Annotated in this window: 16 protein-coding genes; 4 read left to right on the forward strand and 12 right to left on the reverse strand. The window is 62.6% G+C overall.

The window, feature by feature from the left end; genetic code table 11:
* Positions 1–47 precede the first annotated feature (47 nt).
* Together dapD and AB0N65_RS07315 are read left to right on the forward strand one after the other, a co-directional pair.
* Positions 48–1,073 carry a 2,3,4,5-tetrahydropyridine-2,6-dicarboxylate N-succinyltransferase gene (gene dapD, locus AB0N65_RS07310; RefSeq protein WP_364159654.1) on the forward strand — a complete coding sequence of 342 codons (1,026 nt, stop codon included), beginning with the start codon at positions 48–50 and terminating at the stop codon, positions 1,071–1,073.
* A 12-nt stretch (positions 1,074–1,085) separates the two neighbouring features.
* Entirely contained in the window at positions 1,086–1,928 is an 843-nt protein-coding gene (locus AB0N65_RS07315; RefSeq protein WP_364159656.1) for a hypothetical protein, read from the forward strand.
* A 14-nt stretch (positions 1,929–1,942) separates the two neighbouring features.
* Here the strand turns inward: AB0N65_RS07315 and AB0N65_RS07320 are convergent, their stop codons facing one another.
* Positions 1,943–2,554, reverse strand: coding sequence for a hypothetical protein (locus tag AB0N65_RS07320; RefSeq protein ID WP_364159658.1), 612 nt, complete (start codon positions 2,552–2,554; stop codon positions 1,943–1,945).
* A gap of 84 nt (positions 2,555–2,638) precedes the next feature.
* Positions 2,639–3,262, reverse strand: a complete 624-nt coding sequence (locus AB0N65_RS07325; RefSeq protein ID WP_364159660.1) for a TetR family transcriptional regulator C-terminal domain-containing protein — start codon at positions 3,260–3,262, stop codon at positions 2,639–2,641.
* Positions 3,263–3,342: 80 nt separating this feature from the next.
* On the opposite strand from AB0N65_RS07325, the gene galE reads away from it, so the two are divergent.
* Positions 3,343–4,383, forward strand: a complete 1,041-nt coding sequence (galE, locus tag AB0N65_RS07330; RefSeq protein WP_364159662.1) for a UDP-glucose 4-epimerase GalE — start codon at positions 3,343–3,345, stop codon at positions 4,381–4,383.
* Positions 4,384–4,533: 150 nt separating this feature from the next.
* On the opposite strand, the gene AB0N65_RS07335 is transcribed toward galE, so the two are convergent.
* From AB0N65_RS07335 to typA, 5 genes are all read right to left on the reverse strand, one after another.
* Entirely contained in the window at positions 4,534–5,817 is a 1,284-nt protein-coding gene (locus AB0N65_RS07335; protein WP_364159664.1) for a citrate synthase, read from the reverse strand.
* Between the two features lie 235 nt (positions 5,818–6,052).
* A complete protein-coding gene (gene dapC, locus AB0N65_RS07340) occupies positions 6,053–7,198 on the reverse strand; it encodes a succinyldiaminopimelate transaminase (protein WP_364159666.1) in 1,146 nt (381 codons plus the stop codon).
* Between the two features lie 14 nt (positions 7,199–7,212).
* Positions 7,213–7,539, reverse strand: a complete 327-nt coding sequence (fdxA, locus tag AB0N65_RS07345) for a ferredoxin (RefSeq protein WP_364159668.1) — start codon at positions 7,537–7,539, stop codon at positions 7,213–7,215.
* A 387-nt stretch (positions 7,540–7,926) separates the two neighbouring features.
* Positions 7,927–8,328 (reverse strand): hypothetical protein, encoded by a 402-nt coding sequence (locus AB0N65_RS07350; protein ID WP_364159670.1) that lies wholly within the window; start codon positions 8,326–8,328, stop codon positions 7,927–7,929.
* 20 nt (positions 8,329–8,348) lie between these two features.
* Entirely contained in the window at positions 8,349–10,265 is a 1,917-nt protein-coding gene (gene typA, locus AB0N65_RS07355; protein ID WP_364159672.1) for a translational GTPase TypA, read from the reverse strand.
* A gap of 283 nt (positions 10,266–10,548) precedes the next feature.
* Here typA and AB0N65_RS07360 point away from each other — a divergent pair, with 283 nt between their 5' ends.
* The gene (locus AB0N65_RS07360) at positions 10,549–11,397 is read left to right on the forward strand and encodes an SGNH/GDSL hydrolase family protein (protein ID WP_364159674.1); all 849 of its coding nucleotides are present in this window, start codon (positions 10,549–10,551) and stop codon (positions 11,395–11,397) included.
* A gap of 141 nt (positions 11,398–11,538) precedes the next feature.
* On the opposite strand, the gene AB0N65_RS07365 is transcribed toward AB0N65_RS07360, so the two are convergent.
* The 5 genes from AB0N65_RS07365 to AB0N65_RS07385 form a co-directional block, all read right to left on the reverse strand.
* Entirely contained in the window at positions 11,539–13,248 is a 1,710-nt protein-coding gene (locus AB0N65_RS07365) for an ABC transporter ATP-binding protein (protein WP_364159676.1), read from the reverse strand.
* A gap of 10 nt (positions 13,249–13,258) precedes the next feature.
* The gene (locus AB0N65_RS07370) at positions 13,259–14,203 is read right to left on the reverse strand and encodes an ABC transporter permease (protein WP_364159678.1); all 945 of its coding nucleotides are present in this window, start codon (positions 14,201–14,203) and stop codon (positions 13,259–13,261) included.
* The gene (locus tag AB0N65_RS07375) at positions 14,193–15,122 is read right to left on the reverse strand and encodes an ABC transporter permease (protein ID WP_364159680.1); all 930 of its coding nucleotides are present in this window, start codon (positions 15,120–15,122) and stop codon (positions 14,193–14,195) included. The genes AB0N65_RS07370 and AB0N65_RS07375 overlap by 11 nt, the downstream gene beginning before the upstream one ends.
* A gap of 124 nt (positions 15,123–15,246) precedes the next feature.
* Entirely contained in the window at positions 15,247–16,929 is a 1,683-nt protein-coding gene (locus tag AB0N65_RS07380; protein ID WP_364159682.1) for an ABC transporter substrate-binding protein, read from the reverse strand.
* Positions 16,930–17,492: 563 nt separating this feature from the next.
* Positions 17,493–17,795 (reverse strand): HigA family addiction module antitoxin, encoded by a 303-nt coding sequence (locus AB0N65_RS07385; RefSeq protein WP_364159684.1) that lies wholly within the window; start codon positions 17,793–17,795, stop codon positions 17,493–17,495.
* Between the last annotated feature and the right edge of the window lie 20 nt (positions 17,796–17,815).

Here is a 17,815-nt window from a genome sequence, read left to right on the forward strand (position 1 = left end):
TCATCGCCGGTTTCAGCCGCGCTCAGGGCGCTCGATAGACTGGGGCCATGACTGAAACTGCTTCCTCTGCTGTGCCCGCAAGCGCGCCCACCAACGATCGATCCGCCTACGGATTCGGCCTCGCAACCATCGCCACCTCGGCCTCCGGGGAAGCAACCGTGCTGGACGTCTGGTACCCTTCACCGGCGCTCGGCGAGGCAGCTGCGACGCTGCGGGACGTCGAGAATGCTGACCCCACCCTCACAGCCCTGGCCGAGGACGGCAAGGACGCCGACCGCGGCACCGAACAGAAGGTTGTCTTCGCGCAGATCGACCTCGACGCCGCGCCTGCAGACACCGCCGACGCCTACCTCCGTTTGCACCTTCTTTCGCACCGCTTGGTCAAGCCGAACAGCATCAACCTGGACGGCGTCTTCGGCAAGCTCCCCAACGTTGTGTGGACCAACTTCGGCCCGGCCGCCGTGGAAGGCTTCGAGCTGACCCGGGCACGCCTGCGCAAGCGCGGCAACGTGGTGGTCTACGGCGTGGACAAGTTCCCCCGGATGGTGGATTACGTCGTCCCCACCGGCGTCCGCATCGCCGACGCCGACCGCGTCCGTTTGGGTGCCCACCTTGCCGAAGGCACCACCGTGATGCACGAAGGCTTCGTCAACTTCAACGCCGGCACCTTGGGCACTTCCATGGTTGAAGGCCGTATCTCCGCAGGCGTGGTTGCCGGCGATGGCACCGACGTCGGTGGCGGCGCGTCCATCATGGGCACGCTCTCCGGCGGCGGCAAGGAAAAGATTGCCCTTGGCGAGAGGGTCCTGCTCGGCGCCAACTCCGGCGTGGGCATCAGCATCGGCGATGATTCCGTGGTCGAAGCCGGCCTCTACGTCACGGCAGGCACCCGCGTCCGCGTTCCGGGCCCCAAGGACGAAAACGGCGAGGACACCAGCAAGATCATCAAGGCTGTTGAACTCTCCGGCGTTCCCAACCTGCTCTTCCGCCGCAATTCCACCACGGGTGGGGTCGAGGTCCTTCCCCGCAAGGGCCAGACAGTGGCACTGAACGAGGCACTTCACGCCAACTAGCAGGAGACAACGATGCGCCGGTTCCGCCGCGCCATGGTTGCGGTGCTGGCCCTGGCCCTCGTAGCAGGCGCCATCTATGCGATAGTTGCTGTGCTGCAGCGCTCCGAGACGTTGGTCACGGAGCGCTGCGTCGCCGTTGCCGGTTCCGCAGCATACGATCTCGCCACCGACCAGGCCGCGAATGCTTCCCTTATCGCAGCCATATCCGTCCAGCGCGGACTCCCGCCCCGGGCAGCGAGCATTGCCCTGGCCACGGCCATGCAGGAATCGCGCCTAAGGAACATCAATTACGGAGACGAGGCCGGACCCGATTCCCGTGGTTTGTTCCAGCAAAGGCCTTCCCAGGGCTGGGGAACCGAAGCCCAGGTCATGGACCCCGTCTACGCCTCGAACGCTTTCTACAACGGCCTGATCAAGGTCCCCGGCTACGAAACCATGGAGATCACGCAAGCTGCGCAGGCCGTACAGCGTTCCGCATTTCCGCGCGCCTACGCCCAACATGAAGGCATGGCCCGCGCCTTTGCCTCTGCCCTGACGGGTCAGTCCGAATCCTCCCTGGACTGCGAACTCCGGATGCCGGATGCGGCAGGTGACCCTGCCGCCGTCGTGGATAAACTGACGACGGCGTTCGGCGCCCAGGCGGCCACCGTCGAGGGCCGCACGGTGCGGCTGGACGTGACGGGACCGCAGGCCTGGGCCATCGCCCATTGGGCAGTGGCCAACGCCAAGTCGCTCGCCATCACCCAAGTGGACATTGCGGATAGGACCTGGAACCGGGAAAAGCGCAACGGCTGGACGGCGTCGGTGGCGCCGTCCGAGGCGTTCACCATCACCGTCTCGGCGCCTACTACCTGAATTGCGTTTACGCGTCAGGCGAGAAGTTCAACCACTGGCTGGACGTAGCTACGGAACACGTCGGGCTCGGACAACAGCCTATGGCTCATGATCATGGTGCTCGGTTCCAAGTACCAGGCCCGCGGTTCATTCAGGGGCAACTCGATGATGGTGAGGTCGAAGTCCCTCGAGCCGCGGCCGACTTCCAGGAGCCGGTCCTCCACCATCTCGTTCAAGACGTGTGTCAACCCGTTGGCTTCACGGGCAGCTTCGAGATCCGCGTATTCATCGATCCGGTCCGTTGCCCATCCCAAGGCAGCACCAAAATGGGCCTGCAGCACTCTCTGGAGGGCGGGCGAATTACCGAAGGCCTTGAAGCTGGGTGGCGCGAGCTCCTGCGCAGGCTCCGGGTAGGACCTGACGAGCTTCTCCCACCAGGCCTCCCATTCGGTCTTCAGGGCCCCGATGCCACCCACATCCGAGGTCAGGTGGCTATGGTCGGCGTGGCGTACTTTGGGAGCCGCATGGGAAAGCAGGGGTTTTCCGGCACCGTCGAGTCCGGCTACATCGCGCAAATACAAGGCGATGAGCATCGGCCCGGACGTGTCCATGGTGATGCGCCATCCCGGGCCGCCTGACTCATGCATCCGAATTCCTCCCTTTGGCAGGTTCCCGACATGTCCCAGTCTATTCCCGTTGCGTCCCCACGTTAACGGCGGGACGGCTCCTTCTCAACCAACGGGAACAGCTTCCAATGCCCTCAGATGTGCTGTCAGGACATCGCTGCACATCGCCGCAGTCATCCACTCCGGATGCAGCAGTGCATGCATGCACAGGCCGTCCATGGTGGCCAGCAGCCTTTCGGCTTCCGTCACGAGGGCCTGCTGATCGGACGCCTGGCCGGGGCTAAGGAGAATGATCAAGCGTCCTACCAAGGCAGCGATGGTCCTGTGGCTCCGCTCGGCTTCCTCCTGCAGGACGGGCTTGATGCGGGCAGCGTGGCGGAAAGCCATCCACACGCAGGCATCCACTGCCAGTTCTTCGTCGAGAGGCAGGAGTTGACCCAGGAGGTTCAACACGGCGATGTGTTGCTCTTCGCTACCGGGGGCCTCGCCCTCCACGGCGGGCAGGGCTGCCTCGAGACGGCCGGTGATGCGATAGATCACCGAAGCAAAGGAGAAGACCAGGAGTTCGTCGCTGCTTGCAAAGTAGTGGCGGACGGAACCGACGGCAAGCCCGGCTTCCTCGGCTACTTCCCGCAGTGATGCCCGCTCCAAACCGTCACTTGCAATGATCCTGAAGACGGCTTGGACAACTTCCTGGCGCCGGGCTTCGGCATCAACAATTTTGGGCACCACTAGTTTTTAGCACGAACGTGCTTCATCACCCCTCAACACTAGGCGGCGTGCCTCCGATTTCCGATAGCGTAGACACCATGAAAATCCTTGTCACGGGTGGCACCGGCTACATCGGTTCGCACACCGTTCTGTCCCTCCAGGAAGCCGGCCACGACGTCGTCGTCCTCGATAACCTCGTGAACTCCAGTGAAGAGTCCCTCCGCCGGGTCTCCGAGCTTACCGGCAAGACCGCTGCATTCCACCAGGTGGACCTCGTTGATGAACCCGCCGTCGAGGCCGTGTTCGACCAGCACCGCATTGACGCCGTCATCCACTTTGCAGGGCTCAAGGCCGTCGGCGAATCGGTGCAGGAACCGTTGGCCTACTACTACAACAACATCGTGGGCACGCTGAACCTCCTCCGCGCCATGGACAAGCACGATGTCCGCTCCATCGTGTTCAGCTCTTCCGCTACCGTCTACGGAGAGCACAACCCGATCCCTTACATCGAAAAGATGGAGATCGGCGCAAACAACCCCTACGGCCGTACCAAGGAACAGATTGAGGACATCCTCTCCGACCTTGGCCACGCAGACGATCGCTGGCACATAGCACTGCTGCGCTACTTCAACCCCGTGGGCGCACACCCGTCCGGCCGCATCGGTGAAGACCCGCAGGGCATCCCGAACAACCTCGTCCCGTTCATCGCGCAGGTTGCCGTGGGACGCCGCGAAAAGCTCATGGTGTTCGGCGGGGATTACGACACGCCCGACGGCACAGCCCAACGTGACTACATCCACGTAGTCGACCTCGCGGACGGCCACGTCGCCGCCCTCAACTACATCGCGACCCGCCCCGGTGTACGCCGCTGGAACCTCGGCTCCGGCAAGGGCTCATCAGTCCTGGAAGTCCTGCGTTCCTTCGAGAAGGCCGTCGGCCGGCCCATCCCCTACGAGATCACCGGCCGTCGCGCAGGCGATCTTCCCGCCTTCTGGGCAGACGCCTCCTCCGCCCTCGCGGACCTTGGCTGGTCCACCACCAAGAACGTGGACCAAATGTGCGAGGACCACTGGCGCTGGCAGAAGAACAACCCCTACGGCTACAACGCCGCCGAACCGGCCACTGCCGGCAACGCTTAAAGGCCGGCGCCACGAGCGCCCGGCGCCTCGAGCGCCCGGCGCCTCGAGCGCCCGCCGCGCCTCGAACGTCCGGCGCCAGCGGCGACCAACGACGGCGGCCGCCCACCTCGCGCGAGGTGGGCGGCCGCCGTCGTTATTGCCTTGGTACTGCTAGTTGGCCGGGTAGTTGCGCTCCGGCGATCCCGTATAGAGCTGCCGCGGGCGGCCGATCTTGGTCTGGGGATCGTTGATCATTTCACGCCACTGGGCAATCCAGCCCGGGAGGCGGCCAATGGCGAAGAGAACGGTGAACATCTTCTCGGGGAAGCCCATGGCCTTGTAGATGAGGCCCGTGTAGAAGTCGACGTTCGGGTACAGCTTGCGCTGGATGAAGTAGTCGTCCGCAAGGGCTTTCTCTTCGAGGCGCATGGCGATGTCCAGCAGTTCGTCGTTGCCGCCGAGCTTGCCGAGGACCTCGTGGGCCGTCGCCTTGATGATTTTGGCACGGGGATCGTAGTTCTTGTAGACGCGGTGCCCGAAGCCCATGAGGCGGACGCCGTCTTCCTTGTTCTTGACCTTCTCCATGTAGTCCTCGGGCTTGATGCCCTCGGCCTGGATCTGGCGAAGCATCTTCAGCACGGCCTCGTTGGCGCCGCCGTGGGCAGGGCCGAAGAGCGCGTTGATGCCTGCGGAAACCGAAGCGAAGAGGTTCGCGTTGGAGGAACCCACCAGGCGAACGGTGGACGTGGAACAGTTCTGTTCGTGGTCCGCGTGCAGGATCAGCAGGAGATCCAGTGCCTTGACGACAACCGGGTCCAGCTCATACTGCTCTGCCGGGAGGCCGAAGCTCAGGCGGAGGAAGTTCTCCACGAGGTTCATGGAGTTGTCCGGGTACAGCATGGGCTGGCCGATGGACTTCTTGTGGGCGTAAGCCGCAATGACCGGAAGTTTGGCCATGAGGCGGATGGTGGAAACTTCCACGTGCTCGGCGTTGAAGGGATCCAGCGAGTCCTGGTAGAACGTGGACAGCGCTGAGACGGCCGAGGAAAGCACGGGCATCGGGTGTGCGTCGCGCGGGAAGCCGCCGAAGAACCCCTTGAGTTCCTCGTGCAGGAGCGTGTGGCGGCGGATGCGCTGATCGAATTCTTCCAGCTCCGTGGGGGTGGGCAGGTTGCCGTAGATCAGCAGATAGGAAACTTCGAGGAAGTTCGAGTGCTGGGCGAGCTGCTCGATCGGGTAGCCGCGGTAGCGCAGGATGCCTGCGTCACCGTCGATGTAGGTGATGGCCGAGGTAGTGGCCGCGGTGTTCATGAAGCCGGGGTCATAGGCAACGGCGCCCGTCTGCTTCAGCAGCTTGGAAACGTCATAACCTTCGTTTCCTTCTACAACCTGGATGCGCGGCAGTTCGAGTTCGCCGCCGGCATGGCGCAGTGTCGCGCTGGTGGTCTCAGTCATGGAGTCCCCTTCATGAGGCCTCTGGGCCTCTATAGAACGCTTGTCCAACCAACTTCAGGTGACGCCGCATTCGACCCCACTGTTGCAGGGCTCCAACGGCCGAAGTGCTTTCTTATTGAAGGCCACCATTGATAGTCAGTTAAAAAGCTACCGCCAGTAACCCGCCGGAACTAATCCGTTCCGTCCGGTTACTGGCGGAATGACGCGCCTTGTGGCGCAAGTCACAGCATTGTTATCAGCTCGCGTTTAACCTCTCCACAGCTGCATTGATCCGTTCGTCGCTGCCGGTGAGCGCCACGCGGATGAATCCGTTGCCCGCATCTCCATAGAAAACGCCGGGGCCCACCACAATGCCAAGCTCGGCGAAGCGGCCCACTGTGTCCCAGGTAGCTTCCCCGGCAGTGGACCACAAGTACAGGCCGGCCTTGGACTCGTGGATCTTCAATCCAAACTGCTCAAGCGCGGGCACAAGCCTCTCGCGGCGGCCACGGTAAAGGTCCTTCTGCGCCAGGACATGGTCGGCATCGCCCAATGCAACGCGCATGGCTTCCTGGACAGGGAAGGGCACGATCATTCCGGCGTGCTTGCGGCTGTTCACGAGGTTGGCCATGATCGCGGAGTCGCCCGCGACGAAAGCAGCGCGGTAGCCGGCCAGGTTGGACTGCTTGCTGAGGGAGTAGACACAGAGCAGGCCCTCGGTGGAACCACCGGAAACGCGCGGATCAAGGACGCTCGGGACAGCTTCTCCCCCGCGCTGCGCGTCCCATTCGCCCCAGCCCAGTTCCGCGTAGCATTCGTCGGAGGCAACCACTGCGCCGAGTTCGCGTGCCTGGCTGACGATCTCGCGGAGCGATTCCACGCCGCGGACACTGCCCGTGGGATTGCCGGGTGAATTGATCCAGACCAAACGCACTTTGGCTCGTGTGGCGGCATCCAGCTCATCGAGGTTGTCCGCTGCCACAGCAGTTGCGCCCGCCAGCGTCGCTCCAATGTCATACGTGGGGTAGGCAACCGTTGGCCGCACTACGACGTCCCCGGATCCCAATCCCAACAGGAACGGCAGCCACGCCACCAGTTCCTTGGAACCGACAGTGGGCATGACGTCGCGGGCATCCAAGCCCGGAACACCGCGGCGGCTCGCGAACCAGTCCACCACAGCCTGCCGCAGGGGCTCCGTTCCGTGAACTGTGGGGTATCCGTGCGCATCGGAGGCCGCAGCAAGGGCATCACGGATCAGTTGGGGTGTAGGGTCCACGGGCGTGCCGATGGACAGGTTGACAGCACCCCCGGGGTGTTTGGCAGCCGTGGCAGCATAGGGTGCCATGGCCTCCCACGGGTAGTCGGGCAGATTGAGGCCAAAGGCCGGTGCCGCGGAAATCAACGGAGCAACCGCCCTTAGTGGTCTTGGTTCTGCGGGGGCAACGCGGCGATGAACGGGTGGTCCTTGCCGGTGTTTCCGATCTTGGCGGCGCCGCCCGGCGAGCCGAGATCGTCAAAGAATTCGACGTTGGCCTTGTAGTAGTCGGCCCACTCTTCCGGGGTGTCATCCTCGTAGTAGATGGCTTCCACCGGGCACACAGGCTCGCACGCGCCGCAGTCGACGCATTCATCGGGGTGGATGTAGAGGGAACGCTCGCCTTCGTAAATGCAGTCGACAGGGCATTCTTCAATACATGCCTTGTCCTTGACATCCACACACGGCTGCGCGATTATGTACGTCACGTCCCAGACCTCTCAACGGTTTGTCCCGGCGACGGCCGGGTAACACTGCCGGCAGCATGCCGGACATTCAACTTCCGAGCCTATTATCCAACAGTGCCGCAACGCCAACCTAGCCCGGCGTCTTAGTATGAAACGGTGACTCCCCCGCATTTGCCTCCGCGCCAATTCCTGCGTACAGCAGAACCGGGCACCCGCATCGTGGTCCGGTACCGGATTGAGGACGGACTGACGGATGCGCTTGGGTACTTGGTGACCAGCTCGGAGACCAGTTGCACCGTACGGACGCGGACGTCCGACGTCGAAATTCCGCTGACGCACGTTATCGCCGCAAAAGAAGTCCCACCTCCGCCTCCACGTCGGAAGCCGCTTTAGCCGGCAGAAGCCGCTCTAGCCGGCGCTGGGCTCAACAGCGGTTGGGCGGCGGGCCCGCAGACGATGGGCTACCGCCAGCATGAGCAACGTCACGCCTGCAATGCCGAAAACCCACACGTTGCCCGCGACGTCGCCCAGCACCAGCTGTTTGTCGGGTCCCGCAGACGAGAACAAGCCCACGGCGGCATAACCAACAAGGCCGGCTACCGCCGTCGGGACCACCGAGCGGGACCAAGCCGCCAACCACAACTGGACCGAGGCAAGCAGCAGCAGCGCCGCGCAGACGCCCCAAGGGACGTCGACGCCGGAAATCACCACCGCCTGCCGGTGCAGTACCGTACCTGCCGGAGCAACGAGAAGAGCCGCCAGCACCCCCGCGGCAATGCCACGGGCAGCGCTGGCGGCTCCCTTACTCATACAGTCTTGACCGGAACGGACTAGGCCTTGGCGCGGGCGCGGTTGGCCTTGGCGCGTTCGTTGGCGTCCAGGATGACCTTGCGGATGCGAATGTCTTCCGGGGTCACCTCGACGCACTCGTCCTCGCGGGCGAATTCGAGGGACTCTTCGAGCGTGAGCTCACGCGGCGGGGTCAGGTTCTCGAAAGAGTCGGAGGAAGCGGCACGCATGTTGGTGAGCTTCTTTTCCTTGGTGATGTTGACGTCCATGTCGTCGGCGCGGGAGTTCTCGCCCACGATCATGCCCTCGTAGACCTCGGACGTGGGCTTCACGAAGAAGGAACCGCGTTCCTGCAGGTTGATCATCGCGAACGGGGTCACCACACCGGCGCGGTCGGCAACCATCGAACCGTTGGTGCGGTATTCGATGGGGCCTGCCCACGGCTCGTAGCCCTCTGAGATGGAAGCGGCGATGCCGGCACCACGGGTGTCCGTGAGGAACCGGGTACGGAAGCCGATCAGGCCACGTGCGGGAACGATGAATTCCATGCGGCACCAGCCCGTGCCGTGGTTGGCCATGTTGGTCATGCGGCCCTTGCGGGCGGCCATGAGCTGGGTGACGGCGCCGAGGTACTCTTCCGGAACGTCGATGGTCATGTGTTCCATCGGCTCGTGCAGCTTGCCGTCAATGGTCTTGGTGACTACCTGCGGCTTGCCGACGGTCAGCTCGAAGCCTTCACGACGCATCTGCTCCACGAGGATCGCCAGGGCGAGCTCGCCACGGCCCTGGACTTCCCAGGCATCCGGACGCTCGGTGGGCAGAACCTTGATGGAGACGTTACCGATCAGCTCCTTGTCCAGGCGGTCCTTCACCTGGCGGGCAGTAACCTTGGCGCCCTTGACCTTGCCGGCCAGCGGGGAAGTGTTGATACCGATGGTCATGGAGATCGCGGGATCGTCAACGGTGATCAGCGGCAACGGCTCGGGGTTCTCGACGTCCGTGAGGGTTTCACCGATGGTGATGTCCTCGATACCTGCGACAGCCACGATCTCACCGGGGCCGGCGGACTCGGCCGGGACGCGCTCCAGTGCCTTGGTGGCCAGGAGTTCGGTGATCTTGACGGTCTTGAGTTCACCGTTCTGGCGGGCCCAGGCAACCTGCTGGCCCTTGCGGAGGGTGCCGTTGTAGATGCGGAGCAAAGCCAGGCGACCGAGGAACGGCGAGGCGTCAAGGTTGGTCACGTGGGCCTGCAGCACGCCGTCCGGGTTGTACGTCGGAGCGGGGATGTGCTCGATGATCGTCTTGAAGAGCGGCTCAAGGTCCTCGTTCTCCGGAGCGGAGCCGTTGGCAGGCTGCTCCAGGGACGCCCGGCCGACCTTGGCTGCGGCGTAGACAACGGGAACTTCCAGAACCTTGTCCAGGTCCAGGTCCGGAACTTCATCCGCGAGGTCTGAAGCAAGGCCAAGGAGCAGGTCCATGGACTCGTGGACAACTTCGTCGATCCGGGCATCGGGGCGGTCCGTCTTGTTGACCAGGAGGATGACTGGCAGGTGGGCCGCGAGGGCCTTGCGGAGCACGAAGCGGGTCTGGGGCAGCGGACCTTCGGAGGAGTCCACCAGCAGGACAACGCCGTCAACCATGGACAGACCGCGCTCAACTTCGCCACCAAAGTCGGCGTGGCCGGGGGTGTCGATAACGTTGATGGTAATGGTCTCGCCGTTGGACGACGGGCCGTTGTAGGCAACCGTGGTGTTCTTGGCGAGGATGGTGATGCCCTTTTCGCGCTCCAGGTCACCGGAGTCCATGACGCGGTCCTCTACCTCACCGTGGGAAGCGAAGGAGTTGGTCTGCTTGAGCATGGCGTCGACCAAGGTGGTCTTGCCGTGGTCAACGTGTGCGACGATCGCGACGTTGCGCAGATCGCTCCGCGACGCAGTGTTGGTGATGGTTTCAGACATGCGTTTATGACTCGTTTCAGTGGTGAAGTCAGCTGTTTGTATCCGCGCGCATACCTGATCTCCTGATCGGAACACACAACGAAAAGACCCCGGGACACAGGGCACCTACAGCAAGTCTAAACGCACCTGCATTTATCAGCCTAAAAAGCAAGCAATTTCGGCCGCGGATGTGGTTCTGCTCACAGCCCGGTTACGCTTCAGTAACCGTAAGTCCAACTGCTGGATTTTCCTGGCTTTGTGCCCCATGATTGCTGCAGAAACCAGTGCCACACGGAGACCATCGATGCGCCAAGCCTCGGCCGCGTTCCGCCTGCTCGCACCCATGGTCGCCGTCGGCGTCCTAGTGGTCGGCTGCGGGGCAGGCCCTTCCTCCCCCACGCCCGTACCGACGCATTCCGCGGCGGCAGCGCCCGGCGCGCCCGCGCCTACTTCCGCCGCGGACAAACCGTTGCGGGTTGCTCCGGCGCCCAGTCCACTCGACCTGCCGGTGGGCTCCCTATATAAGAACCCCGCGAACAACCGCAACGAACTGGTTCTGGCCGATGTGCAGCACACCGCAGTCCTGATTGGCGATTCCCAGTCGATGCCCAAGGATTCCTGGCCGCAACGGGGAATCGCCGCGCTTGGGTACAAACTCCATGTGGTGGGCATGGGCGGCACGGGGTTCGTTGCGTCCAACGGCACAACGGGCAACTACATTGACGCCCTCCAACGCGGTGACTGGGTCCTGCCCTATGGCGACCCGCCCCTGATCGTGGTCCAGGGCGGCGGCAACGATGCTTCCCAACATGCCACCGATGCGCAGATCACCAGTAATGCCGAGCGTCTTCTCGCAGCCTTGAAAAAGCGCTACCCCGGTGCCCGCCTTGCCATGATCGGAACCTTGGCCCGCGGAGCGGCGAACGGCGGTGGTCGCCGCACCGAGGTGGATGCCCTGCTGGGCCGGATCGCTGCCAAACACACCGTCCCGTTTGTCAGCGCGGGCGACTGGCTGACCCGCCACGACGCTGTCCAGGACCTTCAGGACGGGGTCCATATGAAAGCTTCCGGACACAAGAAGCTAGGGGATGTTCTCGCAGTTGAACTTGCGGTGCTGGGCCTCGCGCCCCGCCCGGATTATCCAGCCCAGTAAGGACGGTGCGGGGCCCGCTCTGCGCGCTTCGCCCCGGGCTTAGCGCGTAAAGCAGGCCCCACAACGGCAAGAACCGGTGGTTCCCTTCTGTGGGGACCACCGGTTCTTCACTGTTCAGTCTCGCGTGATGTACGACGCCGGTCAGGCCACCGCCGGGGGCAGCAGCAATGAACCGCCGGGGATGGCGTCCAGGAGGGCCTGGGTGTAGGCCTCGCGGGGGTTGTCGAACACATCGTCCGTGCTGCCGGTCTCCACGAGCTTGCCCTTTTCCATGACGCAGACGTGGTCCGCGATCTGGCGCACGACTGCGAGGTCATGGGTGATGAACAAGTACGTCAGGCCGAGGTTGTCCTGGAGGTCGGCCAGGAGGTTCAGCACTTGGGCCTGGACCAGGACGTCCAGCGCGGAGACCGCTTCGTCGCAGATGATGACTTCGGGATCCAAAGCCAAGGCACGCGCAATGGCGATGCGTTGGCGCTGGCCGCCCGAAAGTTCATTCGGGTACCTCTGCATCATCGACTGGGGCAAGGCCACCTGGTCCAGCAGTTCCCGGACCTTCTTTTCACGGCTGGCCTTGTTCCCGATCTTGTGGACGCGCAGGGGCTCCTCAATGGTCCGGAAGATGTTGTACATCGGGTCCAAGGAACCATAGGGATCCTGGAAGATCGGCTGAACACGTCGCCGGAACTTGAAGATGTCCTTGCCCTTGAGCCCGGCAGTATCGACGCCGTCGAAGACGATCTGGCCTTCCGTTGGCTTTTCCAGCTGGAGAACCATCTTGGCCACCGTCGACTTACCCGAGCCGGACTCCCCCACGATCGCCGTGGTGGTTCCGCGTTTCACGTTGAAGCTGACGTCGTCCACGGCAGCGAAATCCGCCGCTTGGCCCAGGCCTTGGCGCAGCTTGTAGATCTTGCGGAGGTTCCTGATCTGCAGGACGTCGTCAGCCGCCCGCTTTTCGGCTGCCTCCACCGGAGCGAGGAGGTCATCGGACTCCACGCCCTGTTCTTTGGCAACCTGGATGCGGCGCGATGCCAGCGACGGAGCCGATTCCACGAGGCGCCTCGTGTACGGATGTTGGGGATTGCGCAGCAGTTCCAACGACGGACCTGCCTCAACCACATTGCCCTGGTACATCACGACCACCTTGTCCGCGCGTTCGGCGGCGAGGCCGAGGTCGTGCGTAATGAGCAGGACCGACGTACCAAGTTCAGTTGTCATGGTGTCGAGGTGGTCCAGGATCTTCCTCTGCACCGTCACGTCCAAAGCGGACGTCGGTTCATCGGCGATCAGGAGTTTCGGCTGGCAGCTCAGACCGATCGCGATCAGGGCACGTTGGCGCATGCCACCTGAGAACTCGTGCGGATACTGCTTTGCGCGGCGCGCGGCATCCGGCAAGCCCGCCTCGGCGAGCACACGGGCCACATCCTCCGGGCCGTCCGGGCGGCCGTTCGCCCGCAGCGTCTCCCGTACCTGGTAGCCGATCTTCCACACCGGGTTGAGGTTGGACATCGGATCCTGCGGGACCATGCCGATGTGGCTGCCGCGGAGCTCAATCATGCGTTTCTCCGGCGCGTTGGCGATATCCTCGCCGTCGAGCAGGATCTGGCCGCCCGAGACGCGTCCATTGTTCGGCAACAGACCGATGGCGGCGAGCGCCGTCGTCGACTTTCCCGAACCGGACTCCCCCACGATGGCGACCGTTTCACCCGGCATGATGGTTAGGTGGGCGTTCTTGACGGCTTTCACTTCACCCGAGCCGGTTTTGAAGGTGATGGCCAGGTCCTTGATCTCGAGGATCGGCCGCACCTGTGCTGTGACTTCATCAATTCTGATGTTGGCAGAAGCCATGTTCGCCTCCTTAGCGCTGACGGCTCTTGGGATCAAGAGCATCGCGGACGGCGTCGCCAAGCATGATGAAGCTCAGGACGGTGATGGACAAGGCCGCGGCCGGGTAGAGCAGGATGCCCGGGTTGGTGCGGATCGAGGCATTGGCAGCGGAGATGTCGTTGCCCCACGACATGACGCTCAGGGGCAGGCCGACACCCAGGAAGGAAAGTGTGGCTTCCAGTACGATGAAGACACCGAGCTCCAGGGTTGCGAGGACGATGACCGGTGCCAGCGCGTTCGGGAGTGCGTGCTTGAGAAGGGCGCCGAACCTGGAGACACCCAGCGAGCGGGCCGCTGTAACGAAATCGGCATTCCGGACTTCTATCACTGCGCCACGCGTAATGCGGGCCATTTGTGGCCACGCCAGCAGGGATATGGTGATGACCACCGTCCAGACGCCCCGGTTCTCCCGGAAGAAGGGCAACTGGGTGACAACAAGGGCACCGAGGATGATCGGCAGCGCGAAGAAGATGTCGCCCAAACGGGCCAGTACAGCGTCAAGCCAGCCACCGTAGTAGCCAGCCAAGGCGCCGAGCGTTACGCCGATGATGACGACGCAAAGTACGGACAGGACGCCTACCGCAAGGGATGCTTGTGTACCGTGGATAACGCGCGAATAGACGTCGCAGCCTTGCAGGGTGAACCCGAAGGGATGCCCTTCGGTGGGTCCGGCCTCGGAGTTGGCCAACTGGCAGTCGTTGTTGGGGGCAACGCTGGTGAAGAGGCCCGGGAAAAGGGCAATCGTCGTCAGGAGAAGGATCAAGAGCGAAGAGACGATGAACATCGGGCGACGGCGGAGCTTGCGCCATGCATCGGCCCAGAGGCTCAAAGGCGCTTGATCGGTCTTCACGGAGTCGGTGGCCTGCAGCGGCGTCTCATCGACCGGAGCCACAAAGTGTTCAGTATTACTGGTCATAGCGGATCCTCGGGTCAAGCCAGGCGTACAGGAGGTCAACCAAGAGGTTGGTGACAACGAAAACGAGAACCAGGACACTAACGATCGCAACGATGGTTGGGCCTTCGCTGCGCTGGATGGCCTGGAAGAGTTTGTTGCCCACTCCGGGAACGTTGAAGATGCCTTCCGTGACGATGGCTCCCCCCATGAGACCGCCGAGGTTTGCGCCAAGGTAGGTAACCACCGGGATCAGGGAGTTCCTCAGGATGTGGGCCATCACAACGCGGGGGCGGGAAAGGCCCTTGGCCGTGGCTGTGCGGACGTAGTCGGCGTTCATGTTCTCGCCAACCGATGCCCTGGTCAGTCGAAGGACGTAGGCGAAGGAGACAAGGCCCAGGACGACTGCCGGGAGGATCAGGTTGCCCCAGTCAGCATTCGCGCCAACGGTTGGCTTGGCCCAGCCGAGCTGGACGCCAAAGACCAACTGGAAAACGAAGCCGAGGACGAAGGTGGGGACGGCGATGACCACCAGCGACACAATCAGGACGGTGGAGTCAAAGAGCTTGCCCTTGCGGAGGCCTGCGAAGACACCAAAGGCTACGCCGAAGACTGCTTGGATAATAAGGGCTTCAATCGCGAGCATCGCGGTTACGGGGAAGGCCCGCGCGAGCGCATCAGCGATGGGTTGCTGCGTGAAGTCGACCCCAAGGTTGAAGGTGAAGACGTTCTTAAGGAAGATTCCGTACTGCACCCAGAACGGCTGATCCAGGTTGTACTGGGCGCGAAGAGCGTCAATGACGCCTTGGGGCGGCTGGCGTTCGCCGAAGAGGGCCGCAATGGGGTCACCTGGCAGGGCGAACACCATGTAGTAGACGAGAAGTGTGGTTCCCAGGAAGACGGGAATCACCTGGAGGAGCCTACGCAGAATGTAGCGGACCACGGTTCACCCTCCTTTCCCTGGACGGGTGTCGGTGTGTCATATTTGCCTTCCTGCCGAGGCAAGCAATGGGGCCCGGCGTGGTGGCCGGGCCCCAATGCCTCACGGCAAGTTCAGATCCTGAGGATTACTTGGCCTCGATGTTGTAGTAGAGGATGCCGCCGTTCCAGCCGGTCTCGGCCTTCACAACGTTGTTGCTCCACACAATCGGACGGTTCTGGTACCACAGCGGCAGGCCAGGGAGGTCCTCGAACAGGATCTCCTGTGCCTGGTTGAACTTGGCGTTTGCCTCTTCAGGGGTCTTCGCAGCCAGGCCTTCCTTGAGGAGCTTGTCGAACTCAGGGTTCGAGTACTTCTCATAGTTGGAGGAGGCGTTGGTTGCCCAAACCGGGCCGAGGAAGTTGTACAGCGACGGGTAGTCACCCTGCCAGCCGGCACGGGTCAAGCCGGGGAGCGACTGGGACTTGCGGAGGTCCAGGACCTCAGCGAACTTCGCGAAAGGCTGGATTTCAGCGTCGATGCCAAGGTTGTTCTTGAAGCCGTTGGCTACAGCGTCAATCCATTCCTTGTTGCCGCCATCGGTGTTGGAAGCAATCTGGAGCGGCTTGGAGGCGTCATACGGCTGGAGCTTCTCAGCCTCGGCCCACAGGTCCTTGGCCTTCTGGACATCAAACTTCAGCACTTCGCTGCCCGGGATGTCGTTCTTGTAGCCATCCAGCACCGGAGCCGTGAATTCAGTAGCCGGGGTGCGGGTTCCGTTGAAGATCACCTTGGTGATTTCTTCACGGTTGATGGCGTGGGACAGGGCCTGACGGCGCAGCTTGCCGGCTTCACCCTGGAAGTTCGGGTTGTAGCCCGGGATGTTCAGGGTGGAGTTGTTGGCAACCGGCTTGGTGGAGTTACGATCCTGGAAGTCCGTGGTGTAGGTCTTCAGGGCGTTGGACGGCAGGACATCGGTGACGTCCAGGTTGTCAGCCTGCAGGTCCGTGTAGGCCGGGCCCGGGTCAGTGTAGAACTTGAAGGTCACGCCACCGTTCTTGGCAGCACGGGGACCGCTGTAGTCAGGGTTCTTGACGAGGGAGATGGACTGGTCGTGGACCCAGGCTCCATCTTTTTCGAACTTGTACGGCCCGTTGCCGACGGGGTTCTCACCGAACTTCTTCGGGTCCTTAATAGCCTCGGAAGGAAGCGGGTAGAAGGCTGAGTACCCCAGGCGCAAGGACCAGTCAGCTTCAGGCTGGGACAGCTTGACCGTGATGGTCTGGTCGTCAGTAGCAGTCAGGCCGGACATGGTCTGGGCCGTAGGAGCCGGGGTGGAGGTCTTCTTACCGTCGGCCGACGTGGTCTCCGTCGTGGCGCTGACATCGGCGTAGCCTTCGATGGATTCGAAGAAGAAGCCGTTGTTCTGGAGGTTGGTGCTCAAGGCAGCGAAGTTCCAGGAGTCAACAAAGGTCTTGGCAGTGATGGCCTCGCCGTTGGTGAACTTGGCGCCCGACTTGACCTTGATGGTCCATGTCTGGGAATCAGTGGTCTCGATGGACTCCGCCAGGGCATTCACGGGCTTGCCGCTTGGATCGTAGGCACGCAGGCCTTCGAAGAGCAGTTCGACGACGCGGCCACCGTACACCTCGTTGGTGTTGGCAGGCAGCAACGGGTTCTGCGGCTCGTTGCTGTACGCGGTGATGACCTTGTTGGGATCGCCTGCGGCAGAAGTGTTCGTGTTGCTACCGGAGCCGCCGCCGCACCCGGTCACGGCGAGGGCGATGATCGCCGCTACACCTAGAGCTTTGGAAGTGCGCGAGAAACGCATTCCGCCTCCTATTAGTCGTGGAGTTGGGCAGGGAAAATTCGTGATCTCCCCAGGCGCAGGCACAGTTTCCTACTGTGACGTTGCCTACATGTGTGTGTAAGCCTACCCACATTGTGTCCAGATGTTGGGACCGGATTGCCAAACTGTAACCGTTCCGCAACCTCTCGATGCGCAAAACGGCGGGAATTTCAAGTCACAAGCTACCCGGTGGTAACATTCGCTGTCTGACAGCAGGACAAGACTGTTTTCCGGCATAAAAGAACCCCGGTTGCAGCTGAATGGTCAGGTGAACCGGGGCTCTTGGGCGAGTCGAGTCGAGCGTCTAACGCAAACCCGCCGACTGAATCAGGCAGCAGTTTCCACGGATGTCAGCGGCCCGGATGTCAGGATCTCATGATCGGAGCGCAGGCCCGTCCGTCACAACATCGACTTCAACGCCCAACAGCTCGCTGGCCGCTGCGGCGAAGGCGGCCACCGTCAACAGACCTGTACCAGGCGAGCGTGTGTGACCACCATGTCGAGGTCGCTGCCGGGACGATCCGTGCCCTCGGCTACCGCTCTGTTCACGCAACCTTGAGAGGCGTGATGGTAGCGATCTGCTCGGCCGCACGGTCTTCGGCGAGGTCGAGATCGTAATGCGTCTGCAGGTTGAGCCAGAACTGGGCCGACGTTCCAAAATACTTGCCGAGTCGTAGTGCAGTGACGGCTGTGATTGCACGCTTGCCGTGCACTATCTCATTGATTCGGCGCGGCGGCACCTTGATCGCCACGGCGAGCTTGTTCTGCGTGACGCCAAAACCCTCAATGAGATCCTCCATGAGAACTTCACCTGGGTGAATCGGCGCAAGATAGTCAATGGTAGTCAACGATCTTCACCTCCTCTGGT

It is taken from the genome of Paenarthrobacter sp. NPDC089322 (assembly GCF_040684895.1).
Taxonomy (GTDB): domain Bacteria; phylum Actinomycetota; class Actinomycetes; order Actinomycetales; family Micrococcaceae; genus Arthrobacter.

What these genes read in the sequence shown, in the direction of transcription:
- AB0N65_RS07350 (WP_364159670.1), bottom strand. Translation starts at nt 8,328, where the DNA reads ATGAGTAAGGGAGCCGCCAGCGCTGCCCGTGGCATTGCCGCGGGGGTG.
- AB0N65_RS07320 (WP_364159658.1), bottom strand. Translation starts at nt 2,554, where the DNA reads ATGCATGAGTCAGGCGGCCCGGGATGGCGCATCACCATGGACACGTCC.
- AB0N65_RS07360 (WP_364159674.1), top strand. Translation starts at nt 10,549, where the DNA reads ATGCGCCAAGCCTCGGCCGCGTTCCGCCTGCTCGCACCCATGGTCGCC.
- AB0N65_RS07370 (WP_364159678.1), bottom strand. Translation starts at nt 14,203, where the DNA reads ATGACCAGTAATACTGAACACTTTGTGGCTCCGGTCGATGAGACGCCG.
- AB0N65_RS07315 (WP_364159656.1), top strand. Translation starts at nt 1,086, where the DNA reads ATGCGCCGGTTCCGCCGCGCCATGGTTGCGGTGCTGGCCCTGGCCCTC.
- AB0N65_RS07365 (WP_364159676.1), bottom strand. Translation starts at nt 13,248, where the DNA reads ATGGCTTCTGCCAACATCAGAATTGATGAAGTCACAGCACAGGTGCGG.
- AB0N65_RS07380 (WP_364159682.1), bottom strand. Translation starts at nt 16,929, where the DNA reads ATGCGTTTCTCGCGCACTTCCAAAGCTCTAGGTGTAGCGGCGATCATC.
- dapD (WP_364159654.1), top strand. Translation starts at nt 48, where the DNA reads ATGACTGAAACTGCTTCCTCTGCTGTGCCCGCAAGCGCGCCCACCAAC.
- typA (WP_364159672.1), bottom strand. Translation starts at nt 10,265, where the DNA reads ATGTCTGAAACCATCACCAACACTGCGTCGCGGAGCGATCTGCGCAAC.
- galE (WP_364159662.1), top strand. Translation starts at nt 3,343, where the DNA reads ATGAAAATCCTTGTCACGGGTGGCACCGGCTACATCGGTTCGCACACC.
- AB0N65_RS07335 (WP_364159664.1), bottom strand. Translation starts at nt 5,817, where the DNA reads ATGACTGAGACCACCAGCGCGACACTGCGCCATGCCGGCGGCGAACTC.